Origin of the sequence: Achromobacter ruhlandii (assembly GCF_002082135.1) — a bacterium.
Classification (GTDB): Bacteria; Pseudomonadota; Gammaproteobacteria; order Burkholderiales; family Burkholderiaceae_B; genus Achromobacter; species Achromobacter ruhlandii.
The window spans coordinates 3,340,577-3,363,938 of the sequence record NZ_CP017433.1 but is presented as its reverse complement, the minus strand read 5'-3'; the positions used below and the strand labels follow the sequence as shown (position 1 = coordinate 3,363,938).

Sequence of the window (23,362 nt, the reverse complement as noted above, 5' to 3'; positions counted from 1 at the left end):
GTGCCTCGTCGTATCAGCCGCGCAGGCGGGCCACGGCTTGCGCCAGGTCTTCCTGCTTGCGGATCAGGGCGGCCTCGACCTGATCGCGTGGGGTGCGGGTGTCGTCGCGGTGGCCGGTCAGATCGGCCGCGCGCAGCAGGCCCATCAGGTCCTCGGTGCGGGTCTGGGTCGTGGGCGTGATACGGCTCTGGTCGACCAGCTTGCCCTTGATGAACTTGCTCACCAGGGTGGACATCGTGCTGGATTCGGTGAACGAGGCCTTGGCCAGTTCGCCGTCTTCGTAGGCGATGTCGGTGCGGTTGCTGTAATCGTCGCGGATCTGGTGGAACGCGTAGTTCTGCGACTCGGGATCCGTGGTCAGGTTCAGCTTCTGATCGGGCGTGAGCGCGCGGTGGAAGCTGGCGTTCAGCGACGATTGCTGCTGTTGCGTGATCGCCAGGTCCAGTTGCGGGCGGCCGCTGGAAGTGGTGTTTTGCGAGGTCTCGTACGAGAAGGTGTCGAATTCGCGCGGTTGCAGCGGATTGGAGGCGACCGGCGCCTGGCTGATCGAGGCGGAGAAGTCGGCCAGGCCGGACAGCATGGTGCGATGCACTTCGGCGGGCATGCCCAGGCGCGTCGTGGTGGTGCCTTGCGGCGCCCAGTCGCCGTAGCTCTTGTGCAGGTCCGAGAAGCCGGACTTGAACAGGGCCATCAGCGCGGCATCGCCTTCGCCGCGCTTCTGGGCGCTGTCGAACTTGCTCAGGTAGCTGTTGATCGCGGCCGTCTGCTGCTGGGCGCTGCCGAACTGGCTGGGCTTGCTGGCGTCGACGTTGATCTGGGCCGAGCCGGTCACGGTCTTGACCGTCAGCGAGCGTTGACCCGCATCGGCCTGGAAATTGAAGCTGACGCGGTCGGGGCCCTCGGCGCCGACCGTGGCTTCCAGCGACACCGACGACAGCACGCTGGTATTGAACTTGGCCAATGCGCCCAGCGCCAGCTTGGGCGGCACCGAGGCCAGGCCGTCGACGGCGTCCTGGAACGATTTGGACAGGCCGGCGATGGCGCTGCGTTCTTCCTCGGTGAGCTTGGCATCGCCCACGTCGATCTGCACGCCCAGGCCCTTTTCATTGCTTTCCAGGGTCACCGTGACCTTGGCGCCGCTGGCGGTGGTGATGCGCAGCGCGACCGAGTTGTCGGCCACGGCCGCGCCCTGGGGCGCGGCGATGCCGTCCACCGGGGCGGCGGCGCGGGACGACGGGATCGACAGCGAGAAATTACCGCCATCGTTCTGCATGCGGCCCAGCAGGGCCGCGGCCAGGCCCTTGAACTGGCCGGTCAGCGACGAGGCGCGGACGTTGTCGGACATCAACGAGGACAGGGCATCCGGGGCCTGGACCTGGCCGGCGGCGACGGATTCGGGCGAATAGGTCAGCACGTTGGCCGGCTGGCCCAGCGTCACCGAGGTGGACGCGGGGATGTCGGGGCTGCGGTTGACGGTGGTGACGCGGGACACCCCGATCGCCGGCGCCTGCGGGGCGATGACGAGCGGCGGGGTGTAGCTGGAGATCGTGGTCATGTCAGTGGTATTCCTGGCGGGCAACAACTGCCCAATGAGGCTTGCCGGGGAGTATCACCATGACTAACGGCGGGCGCGACGGAAAATTAATCGGCTGGCGTTATTTATTTTTGCTTTTTTGGAGTTATTTATATTCAGTTAAATGACAGTTTCCGGAATGATTTCCAAAATAATGTCGACAAAATAAATGCCGTGCGCCGCGATTATCGGCCCGTGCGGGCGGCGCATGTCTCGCGCCGCCTCGCGCCTTATTTCACGACATAGTTCTTCGCTTCATTTTCACCGGCCCATTTACGCAGCGCGGCGATGAATTCCGGGCAGACATTGCCGTCGACGGTGGAATCGATGATGACGCTGTCCTTCATGCGCATCAGCACCTTGCATTCATAAATGCGGGTGCGGCCCTGGTAGTAACCGCTGCTGCTTTGCTGGAATACCGGCGTCGCGGCGCTCGTGTTGGTGGCCGGGATCATGCCGACGACCTGCTGGCTGGTGCCGGTCGTGACCCATTCCTGGTAGGGCGCGGCCTGGTAGTCGGACCACTCCAGCTCCATGGTGTTGCCCACCGCCCGTTTCCTGGACGGCTCGCCCAGCGCCGCGATGGCGTCGTTGATCGAGCGGCCCTGCATGTTGCGGGCGACGTTGACGCTGGGAGAGAACGACAGGCCCTCGGAAAAGACCCGGCTGAGCGAGGGCAACGACGAACTGCCGCCGCTGGGCATCGGCGCGCATCCGGCCAGGCTGGCGGCGGCGATCAGGCTGGCGGCCAGGCGCAGCGTCGGACGGCGGGCGGAAAGGGGCAGGGGGAAGATCATGGCTTGCGGTTGGCGCTCCGTGTCGGTCGGGCGCGGCGGCTGCGATTGCGAGCCGGGCGCCAGGCGTTTTGTTTCTCTTCGTGACAGGCCGGGGTGGCCAGCCCTGCGACGGGAGAACGATTGCAGACTGACAGCCTGCTTACGAAATGTCCGCCATTTTTACCGATAAACGGGGCCAGCTTCCTTGCGCCAATGGTGAAATTTGTTACTCAATATGCCCGCGTCGTATTGGCAAAGGGGACGGACCGGCCGAGCCGCTTTGCTAAGATCGTGGCCGCTGAATCCACCCGATCCGGACACCACCATGCTATTTGCCCGCTTTTCCCCGACTATCCGCGCGGCGCTCGGCGCGCTGGCGCTGATGGCCGGCCTGTTCGCGCCGCAGGCGCATGCCGACAAACTGTATGGCGGCATTGCGACGGATGGCAAACACGCCAAGATCTATTGGGCGCTGCCCGAGGATTCGGAAAAGGCGGCCGAAGCAGCGGCGTTGGCGGCCTGCCGCAAGGGCGGCGGCAAGGACTGCAAATCGCTGAGCTGGTTTTCGGACAGTTGCATGACCTATGCCCGCAATACCTCGAACGACCTGTTCCCTGGCAACAGCGTGTCGCCGGAAATGGCGGCCAAGAAGGCGATCCGACGCTGCACCGCCGGCAGCCCCAACGGCAAATGCTGGCTGACCACGATGCCGCTGTGCGTCGGGCCGGGCTACAGCGCGCAGGACATGGAAGCGGCCAGAAGGGCCACGCCCGCCGAGCTGGAAGCCCTGTCCGCCAAGCTCAACGACCGCGAATACTGGGGCGCCGTCGCCGAGAAGGACTCGGGCGACCTGACCTACTCGGACGGCTACCCCAATGAGAAGGACGCCCTCAACCAACTGCTGGAATGGGATGAATGCACCGGCTGCACCAAGGTGCTGACCTACCGCGACACCTGCGTCGGCATGGCCTGGGCCAAGGGCGTGAAGGGGCGCGGCAGCAGCTACACCGCGCTCGATCCGGATCCGAAGACGGCGCGCGATGCGGCGCGCAACACCTGCAGCGCCAAGAGCGGCCTGCCCAATTGCGTGGCGATGGTGCGCTGCTCGGGCCGTCCCTACATCAGCGGCTATGCCGGCGAGGACGAAAAAGCCAATTGAGATCGCCATGAGGCGGCAGCGCGCCGCCCGGCACGGCAAGCCGGCTCCCGTACAGGGGCCGGCTTTTTTCATGGGCGCCCGGTCAATCCGCCAGCCGCGCGGCGGCGTCGCGCACCACCTGTTGCAGCCACGCCAGCGCCGCGTCGCCGGGCGCGCGCCGGCTGCACACCATGTCGATATCGAAAGGACCCGGGTCGACCTCGGGCGGCAGCGGCCGCAGGGTCAGGCCGGGGCTGGCCAGCCGCAAGGCGGCGCGCCGCGCCAGCGTGGCCACCAGGTCGGTGCCTTGCACCGCGTGCGGCAGCGCGACGATGTGGGCGAAGGTGCAGGCCACCCGGCGCCGCTGGCCCAGCCGCGCCAGGCTGGCGTCCACCACCCCGCGCGCCGAGCCGTCGTCGCTGGGCGTGAACAGCGCGTGCGGCAGCGCCACGTAGCGCGCCAGGTCCAGCTTGCGGCCGCGCAGCGCCGGATGCTGCCTGTCGGCGATGCAGACGAAGTGTTCCTGGTATAGCCGTTCGCGCAGCATGCGCTTGGGCGGCGCCAGGTGGCCGCCGATGGCCAAGTCGACGCTGCCGTTGTCCAGTTGCTCGTAGAGGGCGGCGCGGTCGAGCCGCGCGATGCGCAGGTCGATGCCGGGCGCGTCGCGCCGCAGCGCCGCGACGATGTGCGGCACGATCACCACGTCGGCGTAGTCGCTGGCCGCCACGGTGAAGCGGCGGCCGGCGGCGGCCTGGGGATCGAAGCCGGCGCCTTGCGCCAGCGCCTGGCGGATCTGGTCCATCGCCGCGCTCACGGCCGGCATCAGCGCGGCGGCCTTGGGCGTGGGCTGCATGCCGTCCGCGGTGCGCAGGAACAGCTCGTCCTGGAACAGCAGGCGCAGGCGGCCCAGCGCGCTGCTGACCGAGGGCTGGGCGCGGTTGATGCGCTGGCCGGCCAGGGTCACGTTGCGGGTGTCGTAGAGCGCCTCGAAGGCGACCAGTAGGTTCAGGTCGACGGCGGAAAGATTCATGCCATCAATAATACGAATAGCGATTATGGATTTCAACAATTCCATGGCGCGGTCCTACCATGGCTGGCAGCAATGGAATCGAAGGACTGCGCAATGACGACCGTACTGATTACCGGCATCGAACCGTTCGATGGCGAAACCCTGAATCCCTCCTGGGAAGCCGCGCGGCGCCTGGATGGCGCGCAAGTGGCCGGCGCCACCCTGGTGGCGCGCCAACTGCCGTGCGTGATCGGCAAGGTGGTGGGCGTGCTGCGCCAGGCCATCGAGGACGCGCAACCGGACCTGGTGATCTGCCTGGGCCAGGCGGGCGGCCGCGGCGACGTGTCGATCGAACGCGTCGCGATCAACGTGGTGGACGCGCGCATCCCCGACAACGAAGGCCGCCAGCCGATCGACGAACCGGTGGTGGCGGGCGGCCCGGCGGCCTATTTCTCGACCCTGCCGATCAAGGCCATCGTGCGCGACCTGCGGCGCGCGGGCGTGCCGGCATCGGTGTCGTCGACGGCGGGCACCTACAACTGCAACACCATCTTCTACGGCCTGTCGCACTATATCGCCACCGAGCGTCCGGCGTTGCGCGGCGGCTTTGTGCACGTGCCGTACCTGCCGGAGATGGCGGCCCATCATCCCGGCCAGCCCAGCCTGGCGCTGGAGACGCTGATCGAAGGCGTGAAGGTGATGGTGGCGACTTCGCTGGCCGTCACGGCGGACGTCAAGGAAGGCGGCGGCGCGCTGCATTGAACGGAGACGGACGATGGATACTTTCAACGACGCCGACGCCTTCGCGCTGGATGGCGTGCCGTTCCGCCACCGGCAGGTGCGGGTGGACGGCCTGGGCTATCACGTGGTGGAAGGCGGCGCCGGGCCGGCGCTGATCCTGCTGGCAGGGTTTCCGCAGAGCTGGTACGCGTGGCGCCGGGTCATGCCCCTGCTGGCGCCGCATTTCCGCCTCTATGCGGTGGACCTGCCCGGGCAGGGCGACTCGGACAAGCCGCTGGACGGCTACGACACCCGCGCGGCGGGCGAGCGCCTGCGGGCGCTGTTCCACACGCTGGGGCTGACGCGCTACGCGCTGGCCGGGCACGACATCGGCGCCTGGATCGCCTATCCCTACGCGGCGCGCCACGCCGACGAGGTCGAACGCCTGGTACTGCTGGACGCCAACATCCCCGGCGTGACGCTGCCCGCCAGCTTCGAGCTGGGACCGGACAACTGGAAGCGCTGGCATTTCCTCTTCAACACCGTGCCGGACCTGCCCGAAGCGCTGCTGCAGGGACGCGAGCGGGTGCTGATCGAGTGGTTCTTCAGCCGCAAGACCGCCAACAAGCCGGGCGTGTTCAGCCGCGCCGACCTGGATGAGTACGAGCGCGTGTACCAGACGCTGGGCGGCTTGCGCGGCATGCTGGGCTATTACCGCGCGGCGCACCAGTCGGCCGAGCAGAACCGGGCGCTGCGCGAGACGCCGTTGACGCTGCCGGTGCTGGCGCTGGGCGGCGAACATGGCAGCGCGCCCGATCTGTACGAGGCGCTGGGGCCGCTGGCGCGCGACCTGCGCGGCGGGGTGCTGGCCGATTGCGGCCACTATCTGCCGGAAGAGCAGCCGCGCGAACTGGCGCGGCGCATGCTGGCGTTCCTGGCGTAGCCGCGCGCGACCGCCGCGGCAGGCTGCCGCCCCGGAAAACGGCGGCGCGGCAAACGACGGACACGGCAAAGGACCGCCCCGGCATTTCCACATTGCGCATCGGTATTTGTCCGGCGCGCGGCGCGCTCCTATCCTGGCCTGCTTGGAATTTCCGCAGGGAGCAGGATGATGGGCAATCGACGCAGATCCGTACTGAAGGCCGCGCTCGGCCTGGCCGGCGGCGTGGTGGTGGGCGCGGGCTTGTTGAGCAACATGACCGGCGCCGCGCCGGCCGCCACCGACGACGCCACGCGCTATCCGAGCCGGCCGGTCAAGCTGATCGTGCCGATCGCGGCCGGCGGCAGCGCCGACAAGCTGGCGCGCACCGTGGCGCAGAAGCTGAGCGAGAAGTGGGGGCAGAGCGTGGTGGTGGAGAACCAGCCCGGCGCCAGCAGCGCTATCGGCAATGCCGCGGTGGCGCATGCGCGCGGCGACGGCTACACGCTGCTGTTGGGCGGCGACGCCTTGTCGCTGAACGCGCTGCAACCCGGCAAGCCGCTGTACGACCCGTTGCGCGATCTGCGCGGCGTGACCAAGGCGGTGGTCAATCCGCAGTTGCTGGTCGTGCGCCCGGGCCTGGGCGTGAAGACCTTCCAGGAATTCGTGGCGCTGGTGCGCAGCCGGCCCGGCGAGATCTCGCTGGCGCTGCCTGGCGGCAATGGCAGCCTGCAGCACCTGGCGGTGGAACTGCTCAACGAGCGCATCGGCGCCAAGACCAACCAGATTCCCTATCCGGGCGGCGGGCCGGCCACGCTGGATGTGCTGGGCGGCCACGCGGACGCCATGCTGATCACGCTGGCCGCCGCCACCGAGAACGTGCGCTCGGGCAAGCTGGTGGCGCTGGCGGTGACCACGCCGTACCGCTCCAAGGCGCTGCCCGAGGTGCCGACCATGCAGGAGGCGGGGCTGGCCGACTACGCGGTCGAGAGCTGGCAGGGCTTCGTGGTGCCGGCTTCGACGCCGAGCGCGCTGGTCGAGCGCATCCATCGCGACGTGGTGGCCGTGCTGCGCGAGCCGGAGACCGCCACGCTGCTGGAGAACCTGGGTTTCGCCATCGCCGCCTCGACGCCCGAAGCGGTCGACCAGACCGTGCGCGACGACATCGCCACCTATCGCCGCGTGATCGCCACGGCCGACGTCAAGCTCCAGTAGACGCGCCGCAACAGCGGTTTCATATTCATATCTGAAAGTCTTCTTTGTGTTGTGCGGCGCCGGACCGCAGCATAGAACTTCGTTCAATGCCTACGACACAACAACATGAAGACTCGCAATATCTCCGGCCGTATCCTGCAGGCGGCCGTCGCGCTGGCCCTGGCGGCCGGCGCCACCGGCGCCCATGCCGACGCCACGCTGGACAAGATCAAGGAACGCGGCACCGTCACCATCGGCGTATTGGCCAACGGGGGCGTGTTCGGCTCGATCGACCCGGCCACGCAGCAGCTCGTCGGCTGGAACCCCGACCTGGCGCGTGAACTGGCCAAGGGCCTGGGCGTGAAGGCCGAGCTGGTGCAGGTGCAGACCGCCACCCGCACCCAGTTCCTGATCTCGGGCAAGGTCGATCTGCTGATCGCATCGATGGAGCTGAACCCCGAACGCGCCGAGATCCTGGGCTACGCGCCGACGCCGTTCTTCCGCGTGGGCGGCGCGGCCGCCACGCGCAAGGACAGCGGCATCGCCAAGTGGGAAGACCTGCGCGGCAAGCCGGGCTGCGCGCTCACGCCCGAGGCGCTGCTGGATTTCTGCCAGCCGCGCATGCCGTATTTCGCCGTGCCGCGCTATCTGCGCGTGCTGGATGACCTGCCGCGCACCGAGAACGGCAAGGTCCGCAAGTTCCGGTTGCGCGATGAGGGCGTGACGGGTGACACCTGGGATCGCGACGCCGCCGGCTACCGCGTGGCGCGCTGAATCCCGTCCATAGATAAAACAAGGGGCAAGAGCATGACGATGGCATACCAGGGCGCGGCGCAGAGCGCCGACGAGCAGGCCCGCAGGAAGCGCACGCGGCGGGTGGTGATGGCGTCCGTCGCCGGCAACGCGATGGAGTGGTACGACTTTTTCATCTACGGCACGGCGGCGGCGCTGGTGTTCGGCGAACTGTTCTTTCCCAAGGGCACCGATCCGCTGCTGGGCACCATGGGCGCCTTCGCCGGCTTTGCGGTGGGCTTTCTGGCGCGGCCGCTGGGCGGCGTGGTGTTCGGCCACATCGGCGACCGCTACGGCCGCAAGCTGGCGCTGGAATGGACGCTGGGCATCATGGGCGCGGCCACCTTCCTGATCGGGCTGTTGCCCACCTATGAGCAGATCGGCATCTGGGCGCCGGTGGCGATGGTGGTGCTGCGCGTGCTGCAAGGCGCGGCCGCCGGCGGCGAATGGGGCGGCGGCGTGCTGCTCATCAGCGAGGCGGTGGGCGGCAAGCGCCGCGGCTACTTTTCGTCGTTCAGCCAGTTGGGCGTGGCGGGCGGCTTTGTGTTGTCTTCCGGCGTTTTCATGCTGGCGCAGCAACTGCCGCAGGAGGCCTTCATGAGCTGGGGCTGGCGCCTGCCGTTCCTTCTGAGCGTGCTGATCTTCGGCATCGGCCTGTACATCCGCAAGCACATCCCGGAAAGCGACGAATTCGTGCAGGCCAAGAAGACCGCCAAGCGCGGCATGCCGGCGGTGGAAGTGTTCCGCCGCTATCCGCGCCAGGTGTTCACGGCCATGGGGCTGCGCGTGGCGGAGAACGGCGGCTCGTACATCTTCCTGGCGTTCGCGCTGGCCTACGGCAAGTTCCTGGGCATTCCCAATGACGTGATGCTGGGCGGGGTGCTGGCGTCCATGTTCATCGAGCTGGGCACGCTGGTGTGGTTCGGCCACCTGTCGGACCGCATCGGCCGGCGCGCCGTCTACCTGATCGGCTCGGCCGGGTTGATGCTGGCGGCGTTTCCGTTCTTCTGGCTGGTGCAGACCAAGGAGCCGGTGTGGATCTTCCTGGCGTTCTTTCTGGGCAATACGGTCTGTCACGCGGCCATGATCGGCACCCAGCCGGCGTACTTCGCCGAGCTGTTCCCGGCCGAGGTGCGCTACACCGGCCTGGCGCTGGGCCACGAGCTGGCCTCGGTGTTCGCCGGCGGCCTGTCGCCGCTGATCGCCATGGCGCTGCTGCGCAAGTATGAATCGGCCACGCCGGTGGCGTGGTTCCTGGTGGGGATGGCCGCCATTACGGTCATCACCTTGCTGCTGACGCGCGAACCGCCGCGCCAGGAATCGGCATGAGCGCCGGTCCCGGCATCGTCGGCGTGGGCGAGACGCCCGCGCTGCGCCATCCCGAGCCTGGCTGCGACACGGCCACGCTGATCGCGCGGGCGGTGCGGCTGGCGCTGGACGACGCCGGGTTGCGGCCGGCGGACGTCGACGGACTGGGGCTGGCCTCGTTCACGCTGCGCCCCGACCGCGCCATCGACATGGCGTGGCGGCTCGGGCTGACGCTGGACTGGTGCATGCAGGACGAGATGGGCGGCGCCAGCGCCATCAACATGCTGCGCCACGCCTGGCTGGCGCTGCGGGCCGGGCAGGCGCGCACCATCGTGCTGGTGGCGGGCGACCATTTCAGCGGCGCCGACTTTGCCGCGCTGGTGGGGCGCTACAACCGCAGCGCGCAGGATTACCTGAGCCCCCTGGGCTGCGCCGGGCCGAACCCGCTGTTCGCCATGCTGACGCAGCGCCAGATGGCGCAAACCGGCCTGCGGCGCGAGGATTATGGCGCACTGTGCGTGGCGCAGCGCGCCTGGGCGGCGGGCAATCCCAACGCTGCCTATCGCCAGCCGCTGACGCTGGCGCAGTACCTGGAGGCGCCGATGGTGGCCGAGCCGCTGGGCCGGCTCGATTGCGTGCCGGTGGTCAGCGGCGCCTGCGCGCTGGTGCTGCAGGCGCGGCCGCAAGGCGTGCACGTCGCGCTGCGGGCCAGCGGCGCGCGCTACAACGCCGACCAGCAGGAAGGCGACGGGCTGGTGACCGGTATCGCCGGGTTCGCGCCCGTGCTGTGGGCCGAGGCTGGCCTCGGGCCGCAAGACATGGACGTGGTCGGCGTGTACGACGATTACCCGGCCATGGCCGTGGCGCAGTTGTGCGACCTGGGCCTGGCGCCGGCGGACGACCTGCCGGGGTTCATTGCGCGCCGCATCGCCACGCGCGAGTTGCCGGTCAATACGGCGGGCGGCCAGTTGTCGGCGGGACAGGCCGGCACGGCCGGCGGCATGCATGGCCTGGCGGAAGTGGCGCGCCAATTGCTGGGCCGCGCCGGCGCGCGGCAGGTGGCGGGCGCGCGCCACGGCGTGGCGACCGGCTACGGCATGGTGCAACTGCGCTACGGCATGTGCGCCAACGCGGCGGTGTTGGCCCGGGAGGATGCATGAGTTTCAGCGTGATGGAATGCGCACAGTGCGGGCACCGGGTCTACCCGGCGCGGCTGTGGTGCCCGGCGTGCGGACACGAGCGGGCGCGCGAGGTGGCGGTGGAGCAAGCTGAACTGCTGGCGTGGACCCGGGTGCCGGGCAAGGGCGGCGACGCCGACGGCGTCTTCGCCACCGTCAATGCGCTGCCGCGCGGGCCGCTGCTGGTGGTGCGCCTGGCGGATATGCCGCAAGGGGTGGGGCAGGGGCTGCGCTTGTCGACAAGGACGGCGCACGGAGCGGCGCTGCCCTGGGCGCAAGCGTTGTCCCAAGGCGACGCGGTGCCGGGCGAGGGCTGACAGCCCGGAAGCGGCCTTGGCGTGAGCGCGCCGATCAGCGCTGCCCGTCGACCGCGCGGATCGATTGCAGCCGTTGCGCCAGCGCGGCGGTCGACAGTTCGCCGACGCGCACGTCCATCAGCCGGCCCTGGGCATCGAGGAAAAGGGTCGCGGGCAGGCCGCGGTTGCTCATCTGGCGCGAGGCGTCGCCGGCCGGATCGAGCAAGGCGTTGGCAAGCGATGGCGCGTGCTCATCCAGGTATTGGCGGACGGTGGCCGCCGCTTCACCCTGGTTCAGAAAGACGAAATGAATGTCGGGGTTGGCCGCCTGCGCCTGCTCGAAGGCCGGCATTTCGCGGCGGCATGGCGGGCACCAGCTGGCCCACAGGTTCACGACCATCGGCTTGCCGTGAAAGGCGGCCAGGGAGACGGGCGCGCCATCCAGCTGGTGCAGCGACAGGGCCGCCAGCTGTGGCTGGGGCTGCGCCGATGGCGTCAGCAGGCGGCCGCCGCCGAGCCAGACCGCCGTGCCCAGCGCCATCGCGACCAACACGGCGCGGCGTGGAGCGAGTTGGCGCAGCACGGCGTAGGCGCCGTAGGCCAGCGCCGCGGCCAGTCCGGCGGAACCGGCCCAGCCGCCGTCGCGCAGGTCGAGAATCCTGAGCGGGGCCTGCAGGAAGTGATCGTGGTATTGCCAGACGAAGGCCAGCCGGGCCACCAGCAGGCCCAGCAGCAGACCACGCCACAAGACGCGGCTGGCGTCCTCGGCGCGCGCGCCGGCCAGCAGGCGGCTGGCGAGCAGGCCGACGGCGACGGCGGCCGCCAGCAGCACGAGCTCGATCGGAAACACCAGGGGGCCGAGACGGAGGGCGGGGCTCATGCGGCGCGCTCCCGACGCGCGGCCGTGCCGGGGCGGCCGTTGCTGCGAAATTCCATGGCGTGATGCGAGTAGGGACAAGGTCCAAGCCTAGCACGCCGTTGCGATATGCTTGGGCATCCTTCCTCGCCGTCGTGTGCCCTCGATGAAATCGCTGCCTTCGCTGTTGCCCCTGATCCAAGCGCCGATGGTCGGCTCTTTCAGCCCGCTGACCATCGCCGCATGTCGCGCCGGGGCCCTCGGCTCGCTGGCCTGCGCGGCGCTCGGCGCGGACGCATTACGCGAGCAGATCGCCGCGATCCGCGCGCAGACCGATGCGCCGTTCAACCTGAATTTCTTCAGCCACACTCCGCCCGCGCCCGACGAGGCGGCCCAGGCCCGCTGGCGCGAGACGCTGGCGCCGTACTACCGCGAGGCCGGGCTGGACCTGTCGGCCGCCGGCAGCGGCCCGGGCCGCGCGCCGTTCGACGACGCCATGTGCCAGGTGGTCGAGGAATCGCGCCCCGCGGTGGTGAGCTTTCATTTCGGCCTGCCGGACGACGCGCTGCTGGAGCGGGTGCGGCGCGCCGGCGCCATGGTGCTGTCCTCCGCCACCACCGTCGAGGAGGCGCGCTGGCTCGACGCCCGGGGCGTGGACGCCATCATCGCCCAGGGCGTGGAGGCGGGCGGCCATCGCGGCATGTTCCTGACCGATGACATCGGCGCGCAGCCGGGCCTGTACGCCTTGCTGCCGCAGGTGGTGGACGCGGTGGGCGCGCCGGTGATCGCGGCCGGCGGCATCGCCGACGGGCGTGGCATCGCCGCGGCCTTCGCGCTGGGCGCGGCGGCCGCGCAACTGGGCACCGCCTATCTGCTGACGCCGCAGGCCGGCCGTTCGGCCATCCATCGCCAGGCGGTGCTGGCCGCGCGCGACGATGCCACGCGCCTGACCAATCTGTACACCGGCCGCCCGGCGCGCGGGCTGCTGACGCGCTTCATGCGCGAACAGGGGCCGATGAGCGCGGCGGCGCCGGCGTTTCCGCTGGCGACCGGGGCGGTCGATCCGCTGCGGGCGGCGGTGGAAAAGACCGGCAGCGGGGATTTTTCGCTGCTGTGGTCGGGCGAGGCGGCCGCGCTGGCGCGCGAGACCGACGCGGAGGCGCTGACCCGCCAGTTGTGGGACGATGCGCTCGACTGCGCGGCCGGCCTGCGCGGGGGCATGGCGGCGCGGGCCGGCTAGGGCCTCGCGGCCTGTCCGGGTTGGCGAATGTGCCGGCAGGCGGCGCCTGGGCGTTGACGCCGTTGGGGGCAGGCAACCCGTCCCCTGGCAGGATCTTGTCCGGCACTATCGCTTGGCCCTATATATGGCCACGATGAAACACATATTTCCAGGGACGCTAAAATAACCGGCTCGCGGCTTTCGTCGAGCCCTCCGGCCTTCTTCATTCCTGCGCCTCGCGCCCTCGATAAATATGAAAAAACTGACTGCTGTTCTTCTCGTGTCCGCCACCACGATGCTGACCGCCTGCGGCCCGTCCGACAACGCGCCGGCCGCCAGCGCGCAGGCCCCGGCCGCCGCCCGCAAGGTCGTCGTCGGTTTGGACGACAACTTCCCGCCCATGGGTTTCCGCGACGCCAACAACCAGATCGTCGGTTTCGACGTCGACATGGCCAAGGAAGCCAGCAAGCGCCTGGGCCTGGAAGTCGAATTCAAGCCGATCGACTGGAGCGCCAAGGAAGCCGAGCTGAACGGCAAGCGCGTCGACGTGCTCTGGAACGGCCTGACCATCACCGAAGAGCGCAAGAAGAACATCAGCTTCACCGCCCCCTACATGGCCAACCACCAGATCATCATCGTCGGCAATGCCTCGCCGGTGAAGGCCAAGGCCGATCTGGCCGGCAAGGTGGTCGGCGCCCAGGACGGCAGCAGCGCCACCGACGCCATCGCCAAGGACCCGGTCGCCGGCAGCATCAAGGAAGTCAAGAAGTTCGGCGATAACGTCACCGCGCTGATGGACCTGGCCGCCGGCCGCCTGGACGCCATCGTGGTCGACGAAGTGGTGGGCCGCTACCTGATCAGCAAGCGCGCCGGTGAATACCGCGTGCTGGACGACAACTTCGGCACCGAAGACTACGGCGTCGGCGTGCGCAAGGACGACACCGAGCTGCTGGCCAAGCTCGACAAGACCCTGGACTCGATGAAGCAGGACGGCACCGCCGGCCGCATCGCCACCCAGTGGTTCGGCGCCAACATCGTCAAGTAATCTCCCGGGAAACGCCCGGACCGCGGCGCGGTCCGGGCGTTTTTCAGTCCGGCGATTGCCCGCGCCGCCCATCCCGCTCCTGATTTCTCCCGCCGGCAAGGCGCCCACCCATCCGCATGGACTACGTACTCTCCCTCCTGGGACCCCTGGCGCAAGGCGCGAAAGTGACCTTGACGCTGTTCTTCATCACGCTGGCGCTGGCCGTGCCGCTGGGCCTGGTGCTGGCGCTGCTGCGGATCTCCAAGTGGGGCTTCGTCAGCCAGCTGGTCAACGGCTACATCTGGCTGATGCGCGGCACGCCGCTAATGCTGCAGATGCTGTTCATCTACTTCGCGCTGCCGTTCGTGCCGGTGGTGGGGGTGCGCCTGCCCGACTTCCCGGCGGCGGTGGTGGCGTTCGCGCTGAACTACGCGGCCTATTTCGCCGAGATCTTCCGCGCCGGCATCCAGTCGGTGGACCGCGGCCAGTACGAGGGCAGCAAGGTGCTGGGCATGACCTACCTGCAGACGCTGCGCCGTATCGTGCTGCCGCAGATGGTGCAGCGGGTGCTGCCGCCCATGAGCAACGAGACCATCACGCTGGTCAAGGACACCTCCCTGATCTACGTGCTGGCGCTCAACGATATCCTGCGCACCGCGCGCGGCATCGTGCAGCGCGACTTCACGACCACGCCGTTCCTGGTCGCGGCCGCCTTCTATCTCATCATGACGCTGGTGTTGACGTGGTTCTTCCAGCGTATGGAAAAGCGCTATGCCAAATACGACCAGTAATCCGTCCGCCGGCGGTCGCGGCGCCATGATCTCGGCGCGCGGCATCGTCAAGTCGTTCGGCGCCAACCGGGTGCTGGACCAGGTTTCGCTGGAACTGGGCAAGGGCGAGGTGGTGGCGGTGATCGGGCCGTCGGGCTCGGGCAAGAGCACCTTCCTGCGCTGCCTGAACCACCTGGAAACCATCGACGACGGCACCATCGAGATCGAGGGCGAAGCCCTGGCCACGGCGGTGCCGGGCGGCCAGAGCCGCTACGCCAGCGATGGCGACGTGCGCCGCATCTGCCGCAAGATGGGCATGGTGTTCCAGTCGTTCAACCTGTTCCCGCACATGACCGTGCTGCAGAACATCATCGAAGCGCCCATGATCGTCAAGGGCATGCCGCGCGCCGCCATCGTGCCCAAGGCCGAGGAACTGCTGCGCAAGGTCGGCCTGCTGAACAAGCGCGACAACTATCCCACGCGCCTGTCCGGCGGCCAGAAGCAGCGCGTGGCCATCGCCCGCGCGCTGGCGATGGAACCCGACATCATGCTGTTCGACGAGCCGACCTCGGCGCTCGACCCCGAGCTGACCGGCGAAGTGCTGCGCACCATGCGCCAGCTGGCCGACGAGCACATGACCATGCTGGTCGTGACTCACGAAATGGGTTTCGCCCGCGAAGTGGCGCACCGCGTCATCTTCATGGACGAGGGCCGCATCGTCGAAGAGGCGCCGTCGGCCGACTTCTTCCGCGCGCCGCAGCATCCGCGCAGCCGCGAGTTCCTGGCGCACATGCTGTAAGGGCGGTATCGGCGCCGGGCGGCTTGCCGCCGTCCTGGCGCCGCCGGCGCGCCGGTCTCAGCCCTGGCCGGCGCGCCGGGGCACGACCATGGGGCTGCCAGTCTCCGGATCCGGCAGCACCCGGCATTCCAGATCGAACACCTGCCGCATGGCGTCCTCTGTCACCACCTGGCGCACCTCGCCCTGCGCCGCGATGGCGCCGGCCCGCATCATGACGACGCGATCGGCATAGCGGAACGCCAGGTTCAGGTCATGCAGCACCACCACCAGCGTGCGGCCGGTCCGTTGCAGGCGCGCGCACAGCTCCAGCAGGTCGATCTGGTGGCGGATGTCCAGAAACGTGGTGGGCTCGTCCAGCAACATGATGCCGGCGTCCTGCGCCAGCACCAGCGCCAGCCAGGCGCGTTGGCGCTGGCCGCCGGACAGCGTGTGCACGGGATGATCCGCCAGGTCCGCCAGGTCGGTATCGGCCAGCGCCGCGTCGACCGCCCGGGCGTCGGCGGGCGACCACTGCCGCAACAGGGTCTGGTGCGGATAGCGGCCGCGCGCCACCAGGTCGCGCACCGTGATCATTTCCGGGGCCAGCGGGTTCTGCGGCAGATAGGCCAGGCGTCGCGCCACCGCCTTGCGCCGCAGGCTGGCCAGGTCGGCGCCGTCCAGCAGCGCCTGGCCCTGGCTGGGCGCCAGCGCGCCGCCGAGCACGCGCAGCAGCGTGGACTTGCCGCAGCCATTGGGGCCGACCACCGCCGTGAACGCGCCCGGCGCGACCGCCAGCGACAGGTCGCGCAGCACGGCCGTGTCGCCGTAGGACAGGCTGACCTGCCGCAGTTGCAGCGCCGACGGCGCGTCGGCCGGATCGTTCAGGTGGAGGTCTTGCGCCATTCGAGCACCAGCAGAAATGCGAGATAGACACCGCCGATGCCGGCGGTCAGGACACCCACGGGCAGGCCGTTGGGGCCGGCCAGGCGGGTCAACAGGTCGGCGCCGGCCAGCAGCACCGCGCCGGTCAGGGCCGTCAGCAGGGGTTGCGGCCCGCTGGTCGGCACGCAGCGCCGCGCGATCTGCGGCGCCGCCAGCGCGACGAAGGCCACCGGGCCGGCCACCGTGACCGCCGCCGCGGCCGCCAGCACCGCCACCAGCGTGGCGGCCAGCCGGCTGCGCGATGGCGTGGCGCCGAGGGCCTGGGCCAGATCGTCGCCCATCTCCAGCAGCCGCAGGCGGGCGCACAGCGCCAGCCCGATCGGCAGCAACAGGGCGCCGGCCGCCCCGATCAGAGCGACGTCGGTCCAGGTCTTGCCGGCCAGGCTGCCATTGAGCCAGGCCGCGGCCAGGTAGGCCTGTTCGCGCCGCAGGTTGGACAGGCCGTATTGCACGAAGGCGAAGGCGATCGCGCCCACGGCGATGCCGGCGATGACCATGCGCTGGGGCGCGGCGAAGCCGGCGCCGGAGCCGAACCAGACGCCGGCCGTGGCCAGCAGCGCGCCCGCCGCCGCGCCCCAGGCCACCGGCATCAGCCCGGGCCAGACCATGGCCACGGCCACCGCGCCCGCGGACGCGCCGGCCGTCAGGCCGATGACGTCGGGACTGCCCAGGGGGTTGCGGGTGAGGCTCTGGAACAGCGCGCCGGACAGGCCCAGCGCGGCGCCGGCGCCCAACGCCGAGAGGGCGCGCGGCAGGCGTACGGTATGCACCAGCCATTGCTCCATGGCGCCGCCGGCGCCTTGCAGCGCTTGCCACAACGCGCTCCAGGACAGCCCGGGATCGCCGGCCCGCAGCGTCGTGGCGAGCACGGCGCCGGCCAGCGCCAGCAGCAGCGCCGCATAGGCCGGCGCGCGCGGCGCGACGGGCCAGGCGAGCCAGTTGCCGGCGCGCAGCAGGCGCGCTGGTTGCGCGATCAGGCGCGGCGTTGCGCGGGTCATGCCAGGCTCCGCGGCCGGCTGCGCAGGGCCGCCAACAGGAAGGGCGCGCCGATGAATGCCACGACCACGCCCGTCAGCAGTTCGGCGGGCGCGCGCAGCAGCCGCGCCAGGATGTCCGCGATCAGCATCAGCAGCGGACCCAGCACCGCGCAGTAGGCCAGCAGCCAGCGCAGGTCCGGTCCGGCCACGCGACGGGCCATGTGCGGCACCGCCAGGCCGACGAAGGCGATGGGGCCGGCGGCGGCGGTGGCGGCCGCGGCCAGTATCGCCACGCACAGCAGGCCCAGCAGGCGGCACAGGCCGGCCCGCAGCCCGAGCGCCTGCGCCAGCGCGTGGCCCAGCGCCAGCAGGTTGAGCGGCCGCGCCAGCGCGGCGGCCAGCAGCAGGCCAAAACCGATGTAGGGCGCGGCGCGCCATGCCGCGTCGAGCGATTGGCCCGCCAGCGATCCCACGGCCCAGAAGCGGTAGGCATCGAAGATGTCGTCGCGCAGCAGCGCCACCGCCTGCACATAGGCGAACAGCACCGCGTTGACGGCGGCGCCGGCCAGGATCAGCCGCACCGGTTGCAGTCCGCGGCCGCCGGCCCCGATCAGGTACACGGCCGCCGCGGCGCCCAGCGCGCCGGGCAGCGCGGCCCAGAACGGATGCGCCGGCAGGCCGCCCAGGACCAGCGCGGCGGTCACGATGGACGCGGCCGCGCCGGCATTCACCCCGAGCAGGCCCGGCTCGGCCAGCGGATTGCGGGTCAGCGCCTGGATCAGCGCGCCGGCAACCGCGAGGGCCGCGCCGGTCAGCACGGCCAGCAGGGTGCGCGGAATGCGCGAGGCCACCACCAGCGCCGCGTGGCTGTCGTCGGGCTGCAGCAGCGCGCGCCAGACCGTGGCCGCCGACAGGCCGCGCGAGCCGAGCCACAGGCTTGCCAGCGCGGCGGCGGCCAACAGCATACAGGCGCCCAGCAGCAGTGGCGCGCGCAGGCGTGGGCTGCGGGAGGGCGGGCTATCAACGCGCGCCGCGCGGGGCTGGCGCGGCGGCATCAGGGCGCGGCTCCGCCGGCCTGCGCATGGCGCGCGGCCGCGCCAGTTGCGGCGCCAGCCGGTCCAGCATCCAGGCCACCGCCAGCGGCGTGCCGGAGGACGAGGCCATGACCAGCGCCGGGTCGCTCAGCGCCACGTAGGCGCCGCGCCGTACCGCGGCAATCGAGGCATACAGGGGCAAGGCCGCGGCGCGGTCGCGCTCTTCCGGGGTGTAGAACCAGGACACCAGGATGTCGGCGTCGCCGAGCGCATCGGCGTGTTCGAAGCCCAGGTAGTGGGCGAAGTGCCCGGCGCTGGCATGCAGGCCGCGCACCGACGGCGCCAGGGTCAGGCCCATGGCCGTGAGCGTATCGACGCGCGGATCGCCGGCGACGTAGGCGGCGAAGTTGCCAGAGCTTAGATCGGCGCGCACATAGGCGAAGGTCTTGTCGGCCAGTTCGGGGTAGCGGCGCGCGGCCTGCGCCAGCGCGTCGTGGATGCGCGCCTTGAGCGGCCCGGCGGCCTCGCGCCTGCCGAGCGCCGTGGCGATCAGGTCGATCTGCGTGTCCACCGGGGTCAGGAACGGCTGGCCGGGATAGGCCACCACCGGCACCAGCCGCGACAGCTGCGCGTAGGCCTCGGGCGTGACGCCGGAGAACGGCGCCAGCACCACGTCCGGGCGCAAGGCGATGATCTTTTCGATATCCAGTTCGGGGTACACCGTGATGCGCTCGGGCAGAGGGTGGCCGGTGGCCTCGATGGCGGCGCGCACCCAGGGCCAGTAATGGTCGGCGTCGCCGCCCCAGTCGGCGCGGCCCACGCCCACCGGCACCACGCCCAGCGCCAGCGCCAGGTCGTCGGCGCCCAGGCCCAGGGTGACGACGCGCCGGGGCGGGGCCGTGATGACCGCCTTGCCAAGCGCGCTGTCGAGCGTCACCGGAAAACCGCCAGCCGGCGCATCGGCGCCGTCGCGCGGCGCTGGGCCGGCCGCGTTCGCGGCGGGGTGGGCGTCGCGGTGGCGGCGGGCGGCGCGGGCCGGTCGCAGGCCGACAGGGTGCAGGCCATGGCCAACGCCGCCGCGCACAGGGCGGCGCGGCGGCGCCAGGGCACCGCGATGAGTCGATGCAAACGCATTGTGCCGGGAAGCTCCTTGGTGGGTTGTCGGCCGCCGCTTCAGTACTGCGCGCGCAGCGTCAGCATGACGTTGCGCGGCGCGCCATACCAGCCCTGGCTGTAGAAGCCGATCTGGTCGTAGTACTTGCGGTCGAACACGTTGTTCAGGTTGAGGGTGGCCGAGACCTGCTTGCTGAAGTCGAAGCGGGCCATCAGGTTGACCAGCGCGTAGCTGCCTTGTTCCACATCCACATTGCCGCGCGGGCTGGCGGCCGAGCGGTAGATGCGGCTTTGCCAGTCGACGCCGCCGCCCACGGTCAGGCGGTGCAGATCGCCCGGCAGGCGGTAGGTGGTGTAGACCTTGAACAGGCTGCGCGGATGGCTGGTGTTGATCGGCTTGCCGTCGGCGTCCTTGGCGGTGAAGTGGGTGTAGCTGGCGCCGAGGTTCCAGCCGGGCATGAGCTGGCCGCTGGTCTCCAGTTCGAAGCCTTCGACCTTGGCGCCGGAGACGGCGCGGTACGCCTGGGTGCCGGGCATGCCGATGACCGACTCGCCCGGGATGGCCTGTGCCAGATTGTTCTGGCGCGTCTGGTACAGCGACGCGGAGGCGTTCAGCAAGCCGTCCAGGTAGGCCGCCTTCAGGCCGACCTCGTAGCTCTTGCCGTCGATCGGCGGCAGGATCGAGCCGCTGGGCGAACGGGCGTTCTGCGGCTGGAAGATCTCCGTGTAGCTGGCGTAGGCCGTGTAGGTGCTGTTGATGTCGTACAGCAGGCCGGCGTAGGGCGTGAACTGGTCGTTGATCTTGTACTGGCGCTTGCTGCCGAAGTAGGTCTGGTTGGTTTCCCAGTTGCTCCAGCGTCCGCCCAGGATCAGGTGCAGCGGATCGGCCAGCGAGAAGCGGCCCACCGCGTAGGCGCCGGTCTGCTTGACGCGAAGGTCGTCCGCGGGCGTCTTGTTGGTGGCCCAGGTGGGTTCGGCGACGTGATCCTGGCGCCAGTCGAAGAAGCTGCCCAGCGCGGGCTTGGCGCCGGTCTGCAGGTACTGGCCGATATTGCTGTGGTCGTTGACGCTCATCCAGCCCAGCGCCAGTTCGTGCTTGCGCCCGAACAACTGGAACGGGCCCGACACCGTCAGGTGGATGTCATCGCGCGAGCGGTCGCCATCATAGTTGTTGTACGCGCTGGTCATGCCGGCGCCCGTGACGCGGTCGGGGTAGCCGCCGCGGAACAGGTGCTTCATGCGGTAGTCGCCGTCGTTGTGGCTGTAGGCCGCGCGCACCTTCCAGTCATTGGCGAAGCGATGCGTCAGGTCGACGAAGGTGGTGGTGGACTCGGTGTCGATGCGGGCCCAGCGGGTGTTGTTGGCCACCGAGCGGTTGAAGTCGGTGCGCGAGCCGTCGCTATAGAACAGCGGAAAGCCGCTGCCGAACCCGTTGCTCTGGTTGCGGGAATACTCGATGCCGGCGGTCAGCACCGTGTCCGGCGTGAGGTCGGCGCTGATGACCCCATAGAAGGTGCGCTTGCGCGAATCCAGGAAGGTCACGTAGCTGTCGCCCTGGTCGTAGGCGGCGACGAAGCGCGAGCGGATGCGGCCGCCTTCGGTGACCGGCACCGACAGGTCCAGGTTGCCGCCGACCTGGTTCCAGCTGCCGGCGCTGGCGCTGCCGGACAAGGCGAACTCGCGCAGCGGCTTCTTGCGGATGAAGTTGACGGCGGCCGACGGATTGCCCGAACCGGTCATCAGGCCGGTGGCGCCGCGCACGATCTCGACGCGGTCGTAGATGGCCGAGTCGATGTCGGTGGCGCCGTAGTTCCACAGGCTGAGGATGGGCGAGTTCAGGCCGTCGAACTGGAAGTTGTCGATATCGAAACCGCGCGACGAGAACGCAAAGCGGTTGCTGTCGTTGCGCGAGACCGAGATGCCCGGCGCGCTGGCCAGGATCGCGCCGGTGTCGCGCAGGCCCTGGTCCTCGATCTGCTGGCGCGTCACCACGCTGACGGACTGCGGCGTCTCGCGCGGCGACAGCGTCAGGCCGGTGGCCGTGCTCATGGCATCGGTGGTGTAGGAATGGCTGCCTTCGGTGGTGCCCGGGATGCCGGCGCCGCTGACGGTGACGGCGGGCAGTTGCGCCACGTCGCCGCTATCGGCGCTGGCGGCGCTCTGGGCGGTGGCTTGCTGGTGGGTAAGGGCGGAGCAGAACAGGGCCGTCTGAATCGCGTAGACAAGGGGGCGCACCCGGCGCGGACGCGCGGCGGGCAGGGGCGGTACGAACGGCATGAGGACGAGCTCCAGCGGAAAAATTTGGTGATGAGAATTATTGATTTTTACCGTTGTGCTGATGTATGCCGGACGACGTGATGCATATGGAGAATGCCATGGGCCCGGTGCGCCGCCGCGCGAATAGGCCCGCTCGCAACCCGCGGGCCGGCAGGCTAGCCCAGGCCGGCCTCGGTCTTGGCCACGGGGGCGGCGCGGCGGTGCAGCCAGGCCCAGCCGATGGCGCTGGCCGCCACGCAGGCCAGCATGGCCGCCGCCAGCCGCAGCGGCTGGCCATAGACCAGCGGCACGCCCCAGCCGCTGGCCACGGAGAACGTCAGCATCTGCATGAAACCCAGCACGGACGCGGCGGTGCCCGACAGGTCCGGCACATGCCCCAGGATGCGCAATGTCATGGCCGGCACGCCCATGGCCAGGCCGCAGGTGTACAGGCCGGGCAGCAGCACCGCCCAGGGCAGGCGCGGCGGCTCGGCCGCGGCCATGTACAGCACATAGGCCAGGCAACTGCCCCCCATCAGCAGATAGGCCAGCAGCGTGATGCGTCCATCCGACCAGTGACCCGCCTTGCGCGCGGCCAGCAGCGCGCCGGCCATGGCGCCGGCCACCAGCGGCACGAACAGATAGGCGAAATCGGTTTCCGGCAAACCCAGGACGTTGACGATGAAATCGGGCGCCGCCCCGATCAGGAACCCCTGGGCCGCGAATAGCAGGCTGAACGCCGCGCCCAGCGCGGCATAGCGCCGGTTGCCCAGCACGCGCGCATAGTTGCCGCCCAGCGTGCGCCAGGCCAGCGGCTGGCGCCGCTCGGGCGGCAGCGTTTCGGGCAGGCGCCGCGCGCACAGCAGCCAGGCCGCGGCGGCCAGCGCGGTCAGCAGCAGGAATATGGACCGCCAGCCCTGGTGCGCGGCCAGGTAGCCGCCCAGGATCGGGGCCAGCGCCGGCGACAGGTTGAACACCAGGATCAGGTAGGACATGGCGCGGCGCGCCACCGCGCCGTCGTAGCAGTCGCGGATGATGGCCTGTCCCACCACGATGCCGGCGCCGGCCGACAGGCCCTGCACCGCGCGCCCGGCCAGCAGCCAGCCGAAGCTCGGCGCCAGCGCCGCCATCAGCGCGCCGGCGACGTACACCCCCAGCGCCGTGAGCACGACGCGGCGCCGCCCCAGCGAGTCGGACAGCGTGCCATGCAGCAGCAGCATGGAGGCATAGCACGCCATGTACACGCCCAGCGTCAGTTGTACGGTTTCCTGCGGAACCGCGAATTCCCGGCCCAGCGCCCCGAATGCGGGCAGGTAGGCGTCGATGGTGGCGGGGGCGACACAGGACAGCAGGCCCAGCATCAGCACCATGACGGGAAAGGAAGGCAGGGGTTCGCGGCGTGACACGACGGCATCCATGGCAGGGGCTTCCCGGGCTGGGAAGCGCTGTCGCATGGTCGCCTGTCATGGCGGGTTGCAGGAATGGAGAAC

23 protein-coding genes are annotated in these 23,362 nt (G+C 70.0%); 12 read left to right on the top strand and 11 right to left on the bottom strand.

Translation table 11 applies throughout. The annotated features are described in order from the left end of the window. Positions 1–13: 13 nt before the first annotated feature. Both AruCF_RS15105 and AruCF_RS15100 read right to left on the bottom strand, forming a co-directional pair. The gene (locus AruCF_RS15105) at positions 14–1,555 is read right to left on the bottom strand and encodes a hypothetical protein (RefSeq protein WP_049073978.1); all 1,542 of its coding nucleotides are present in this window, start codon (positions 1,553–1,555) and stop codon (positions 14–16) included. A gap of 248 nt (positions 1,556–1,803) precedes the next feature. After that, a complete protein-coding gene (locus tag AruCF_RS15100) occupies positions 1,804–2,370 on the bottom strand; it encodes a hypothetical protein (RefSeq protein WP_049073977.1) in 567 nt (188 codons plus the stop codon). Between the two features lie 304 nt (positions 2,371–2,674). On the opposite strand from AruCF_RS15100, the gene AruCF_RS15095 reads away from it, so the two are divergent. Next, entirely contained in the window at positions 2,675–3,508 is an 834-nt protein-coding gene (locus tag AruCF_RS15095) for a DUF4189 domain-containing protein (protein WP_049073975.1), read from the top strand. Positions 3,509–3,590: 82 nt separating this feature from the next. Here AruCF_RS15095 and AruCF_RS15090 read toward each other — a convergent pair whose 3' ends face one another. After that, positions 3,591–4,517, bottom strand: coding sequence for a LysR family transcriptional regulator (locus tag AruCF_RS15090; protein WP_049073974.1), 927 nt, complete (start codon positions 4,515–4,517; stop codon positions 3,591–3,593). 93 nt (positions 4,518–4,610) lie between these two features. Between AruCF_RS15090 and pcp the strand changes: the two genes are divergently transcribed. From pcp to AruCF_RS15055, 7 genes are all read left to right on the top strand, one after another. Next, complete coding sequence (gene pcp / locus AruCF_RS15085) at positions 4,611–5,258, top strand: pyroglutamyl-peptidase I (RefSeq protein WP_049073972.1); 648 nt, start codon at positions 4,611–4,613, stop codon at positions 5,256–5,258. Between the two features lie 13 nt (positions 5,259–5,271). Continuing rightward, positions 5,272–6,159 (top strand): alpha/beta fold hydrolase, encoded by an 888-nt coding sequence (locus AruCF_RS15080; RefSeq protein WP_049073970.1) that lies wholly within the window; start codon positions 5,272–5,274, stop codon positions 6,157–6,159. A gap of 165 nt (positions 6,160–6,324) precedes the next feature. After that, a complete protein-coding gene (locus tag AruCF_RS15075) occupies positions 6,325–7,350 on the top strand; it encodes a Bug family tripartite tricarboxylate transporter substrate binding protein (protein WP_080977436.1) in 1,026 nt (341 codons plus the stop codon). A 105-nt stretch (positions 7,351–7,455) separates the two neighbouring features. Next, positions 7,456–8,103 carry a transporter substrate-binding domain-containing protein gene (locus tag AruCF_RS15070; protein ID WP_167385883.1) on the top strand — a complete coding sequence of 216 codons (648 nt, stop codon included), beginning with the start codon at positions 7,456–7,458 and terminating at the stop codon, positions 8,101–8,103. A 33-nt stretch (positions 8,104–8,136) separates the two neighbouring features. Next, complete coding sequence (locus AruCF_RS15065) at positions 8,137–9,450, top strand: MFS transporter (RefSeq protein ID WP_049073922.1); 1,314 nt, start codon at positions 8,137–8,139, stop codon at positions 9,448–9,450. Then, positions 9,447–10,589, top strand: coding sequence for a thiolase family protein (locus AruCF_RS15060; RefSeq protein WP_049073919.1), 1,143 nt, complete (start codon positions 9,447–9,449; stop codon positions 10,587–10,589). Before AruCF_RS15065 ends, AruCF_RS15060 begins: the two co-directional genes overlap by 4 nt. Next, positions 10,586–10,924, top strand: coding sequence for a zinc ribbon domain-containing protein (locus AruCF_RS15055; protein ID WP_049073918.1), 339 nt, complete (start codon positions 10,586–10,588; stop codon positions 10,922–10,924). Before AruCF_RS15060 ends, AruCF_RS15055 begins: the two co-directional genes overlap by 4 nt. Before the next feature lie 34 nt (positions 10,925–10,958). Here AruCF_RS15055 and AruCF_RS15050 read toward each other — a convergent pair whose 3' ends face one another. Next, on the bottom strand, positions 10,959–11,783 hold the full coding sequence (locus tag AruCF_RS15050) for a TlpA family protein disulfide reductase (RefSeq protein WP_049073915.1): 825 nt from the start codon (positions 11,781–11,783) through the stop codon (positions 10,959–10,961). 142 nt (positions 11,784–11,925) lie between these two features. Here AruCF_RS15050 and AruCF_RS15045 point away from each other — a divergent pair, with 142 nt between their 5' ends. The 4 genes from AruCF_RS15045 (at position 11,926) to AruCF_RS15030 (ending at position 15,571) form a co-directional block, all read left to right on the top strand. Continuing rightward, positions 11,926–12,999 carry an NAD(P)H-dependent flavin oxidoreductase gene (locus AruCF_RS15045; protein WP_049073912.1) on the top strand — a complete coding sequence of 358 codons (1,074 nt, stop codon included), beginning with the start codon at positions 11,926–11,928 and terminating at the stop codon, positions 12,997–12,999. A 232-nt stretch (positions 13,000–13,231) separates the two neighbouring features. Further along, on the top strand, positions 13,232–14,023 hold the full coding sequence (locus tag AruCF_RS15040) for an amino acid ABC transporter substrate-binding protein (RefSeq protein WP_049073911.1): 792 nt from the start codon (positions 13,232–13,234) through the stop codon (positions 14,021–14,023). A gap of 116 nt (positions 14,024–14,139) precedes the next feature. Continuing rightward, the gene (locus AruCF_RS15035; protein ID WP_006384524.1) at positions 14,140–14,793 is read left to right on the top strand and encodes an amino acid ABC transporter permease; all 654 of its coding nucleotides are present in this window, start codon (positions 14,140–14,142) and stop codon (positions 14,791–14,793) included. Between the two features lie 25 nt (positions 14,794–14,818). Further along, positions 14,819–15,571: an amino acid ABC transporter ATP-binding protein gene (locus AruCF_RS15030; RefSeq protein WP_026383076.1), complete on the top strand. Its 753-nt coding sequence runs from the start codon at positions 14,819–14,821 to the stop codon at positions 15,569–15,571. Positions 15,572–15,628: 57 nt separating this feature from the next. Here AruCF_RS15030 and AruCF_RS15025 read toward each other — a convergent pair whose 3' ends face one another. The 7 genes from AruCF_RS15025 to AruCF_RS15000 form a co-directional block, all read right to left on the bottom strand. Then, entirely contained in the window at positions 15,629–16,453 is an 825-nt protein-coding gene (locus AruCF_RS15025; RefSeq protein WP_049073908.1) for an ABC transporter ATP-binding protein, read from the bottom strand. Further along, positions 16,432–17,490: a FecCD family ABC transporter permease gene (locus AruCF_RS15020; protein WP_080977432.1), complete on the bottom strand. Its 1,059-nt coding sequence runs from the start codon at positions 17,488–17,490 to the stop codon at positions 16,432–16,434. Before AruCF_RS15020 ends, AruCF_RS15025 begins: the two co-directional genes overlap by 22 nt. Further along, a complete protein-coding gene (locus AruCF_RS15015) occupies positions 17,487–18,434 on the bottom strand; it encodes a FecCD family ABC transporter permease (RefSeq protein ID WP_053086048.1) in 948 nt (315 codons plus the stop codon). The genes AruCF_RS15020 and AruCF_RS15015 overlap by 4 nt, the downstream gene beginning before the upstream one ends. 55 nt (positions 18,435–18,489) lie before the next feature. Further along, a complete protein-coding gene (locus AruCF_RS15010) occupies positions 18,490–19,440 on the bottom strand; it encodes an ABC transporter substrate-binding protein (protein ID WP_167385882.1) in 951 nt (316 codons plus the stop codon). Next, positions 19,437–19,637, bottom strand: a complete 201-nt coding sequence (locus AruCF_RS29530; RefSeq protein WP_167385881.1) for a hypothetical protein — start codon at positions 19,635–19,637, stop codon at positions 19,437–19,439. The genes AruCF_RS15010 and AruCF_RS29530 overlap by 4 nt, the downstream gene beginning before the upstream one ends. A gap of 39 nt (positions 19,638–19,676) precedes the next feature. Beyond that, the gene (gene fauA / locus AruCF_RS15005; RefSeq protein WP_157130046.1) at positions 19,677–21,893 is read right to left on the bottom strand and encodes a TonB-dependent alcaligin siderophore receptor FauA; all 2,217 of its coding nucleotides are present in this window, start codon (positions 21,891–21,893) and stop codon (positions 19,677–19,679) included. A 155-nt stretch (positions 21,894–22,048) separates the two neighbouring features. Beyond that, positions 22,049–23,278 carry a multidrug effflux MFS transporter gene (locus AruCF_RS15000; protein WP_049077847.1) on the bottom strand — a complete coding sequence of 410 codons (1,230 nt, stop codon included), beginning with the start codon at positions 23,276–23,278 and terminating at the stop codon, positions 22,049–22,051. Positions 23,279–23,362 lie beyond the last annotated feature (84 nt).

Bases quoted from the DNA above. Each gene is read 5' to 3' on its own strand.
- AruCF_RS15020 (WP_080977432.1), bottom strand. From the start codon at position 17,490: ATGACCCGCGCAACGCCGCGCCTGATCGCGCAACCAGCGCGCCTGCTG.
- AruCF_RS15065 (WP_049073922.1), top strand. From the start codon at position 8,137: ATGACGATGGCATACCAGGGCGCGGCGCAGAGCGCCGACGAGCAGGCC.
- AruCF_RS15095 (WP_049073975.1), top strand. From the start codon at position 2,675: ATGCTATTTGCCCGCTTTTCCCCGACTATCCGCGCGGCGCTCGGCGCG.
- AruCF_RS15035 (WP_006384524.1), top strand. From the start codon at position 14,140: ATGGACTACGTACTCTCCCTCCTGGGACCCCTGGCGCAAGGCGCGAAA.
- AruCF_RS15060 (WP_049073919.1), top strand. From the start codon at position 9,447: ATGAGCGCCGGTCCCGGCATCGTCGGCGTGGGCGAGACGCCCGCGCTG.
- AruCF_RS15055 (WP_049073918.1), top strand. From the start codon at position 10,586: ATGAGTTTCAGCGTGATGGAATGCGCACAGTGCGGGCACCGGGTCTAC.
- AruCF_RS15100 (WP_049073977.1), bottom strand. From the start codon at position 2,370: ATGATCTTCCCCCTGCCCCTTTCCGCCCGCCGTCCGACGCTGCGCCTG.
- AruCF_RS15070 (WP_167385883.1), top strand. From the start codon at position 7,456: ATGAAGACTCGCAATATCTCCGGCCGTATCCTGCAGGCGGCCGTCGCG.
- AruCF_RS15030 (WP_026383076.1), top strand. From the start codon at position 14,819: ATGATCTCGGCGCGCGGCATCGTCAAGTCGTTCGGCGCCAACCGGGTG.
- AruCF_RS29530 (WP_167385881.1), bottom strand. From the start codon at position 19,637: ATGCGTTTGCATCGACTCATCGCGGTGCCCTGGCGCCGCCGCGCCGCC.
- AruCF_RS15045 (WP_049073912.1), top strand. From the start codon at position 11,926: ATGAAATCGCTGCCTTCGCTGTTGCCCCTGATCCAAGCGCCGATGGTC.
- AruCF_RS15050 (WP_049073915.1), bottom strand. From the start codon at position 11,783: ATGAGCCCCGCCCTCCGTCTCGGCCCCCTGGTGTTTCCGATCGAGCTC.
- pcp (WP_049073972.1), top strand. From the start codon at position 4,611: ATGACGACCGTACTGATTACCGGCATCGAACCGTTCGATGGCGAAACC.
- AruCF_RS15015 (WP_053086048.1), bottom strand. From the start codon at position 18,434: ATGCTGTTGGCCGCCGCCGCGCTGGCAAGCCTGTGGCTCGGCTCGCGC.
- fauA (WP_157130046.1), bottom strand. From the start codon at position 21,893: ATGCCGTTCGTACCGCCCCTGCCCGCCGCGCGTCCGCGCCGGGTGCGC.
- AruCF_RS15090 (WP_049073974.1), bottom strand. From the start codon at position 4,517: ATGAATCTTTCCGCCGTCGACCTGAACCTACTGGTCGCCTTCGAGGCG.
- AruCF_RS15105 (WP_049073978.1), bottom strand. From the start codon at position 1,555: ATGACCACGATCTCCAGCTACACCCCGCCGCTCGTCATCGCCCCGCAG.
- AruCF_RS15080 (WP_049073970.1), top strand. From the start codon at position 5,272: ATGGATACTTTCAACGACGCCGACGCCTTCGCGCTGGATGGCGTGCCG.
- AruCF_RS15025 (WP_049073908.1), bottom strand. From the start codon at position 16,453: ATGGCGCAAGACCTCCACCTGAACGATCCGGCCGACGCGCCGTCGGCG.
- AruCF_RS15040 (WP_049073911.1), top strand. From the start codon at position 13,232: ATGAAAAAACTGACTGCTGTTCTTCTCGTGTCCGCCACCACGATGCTG.
- AruCF_RS15075 (WP_080977436.1), top strand. From the start codon at position 6,325: ATGATGGGCAATCGACGCAGATCCGTACTGAAGGCCGCGCTCGGCCTG.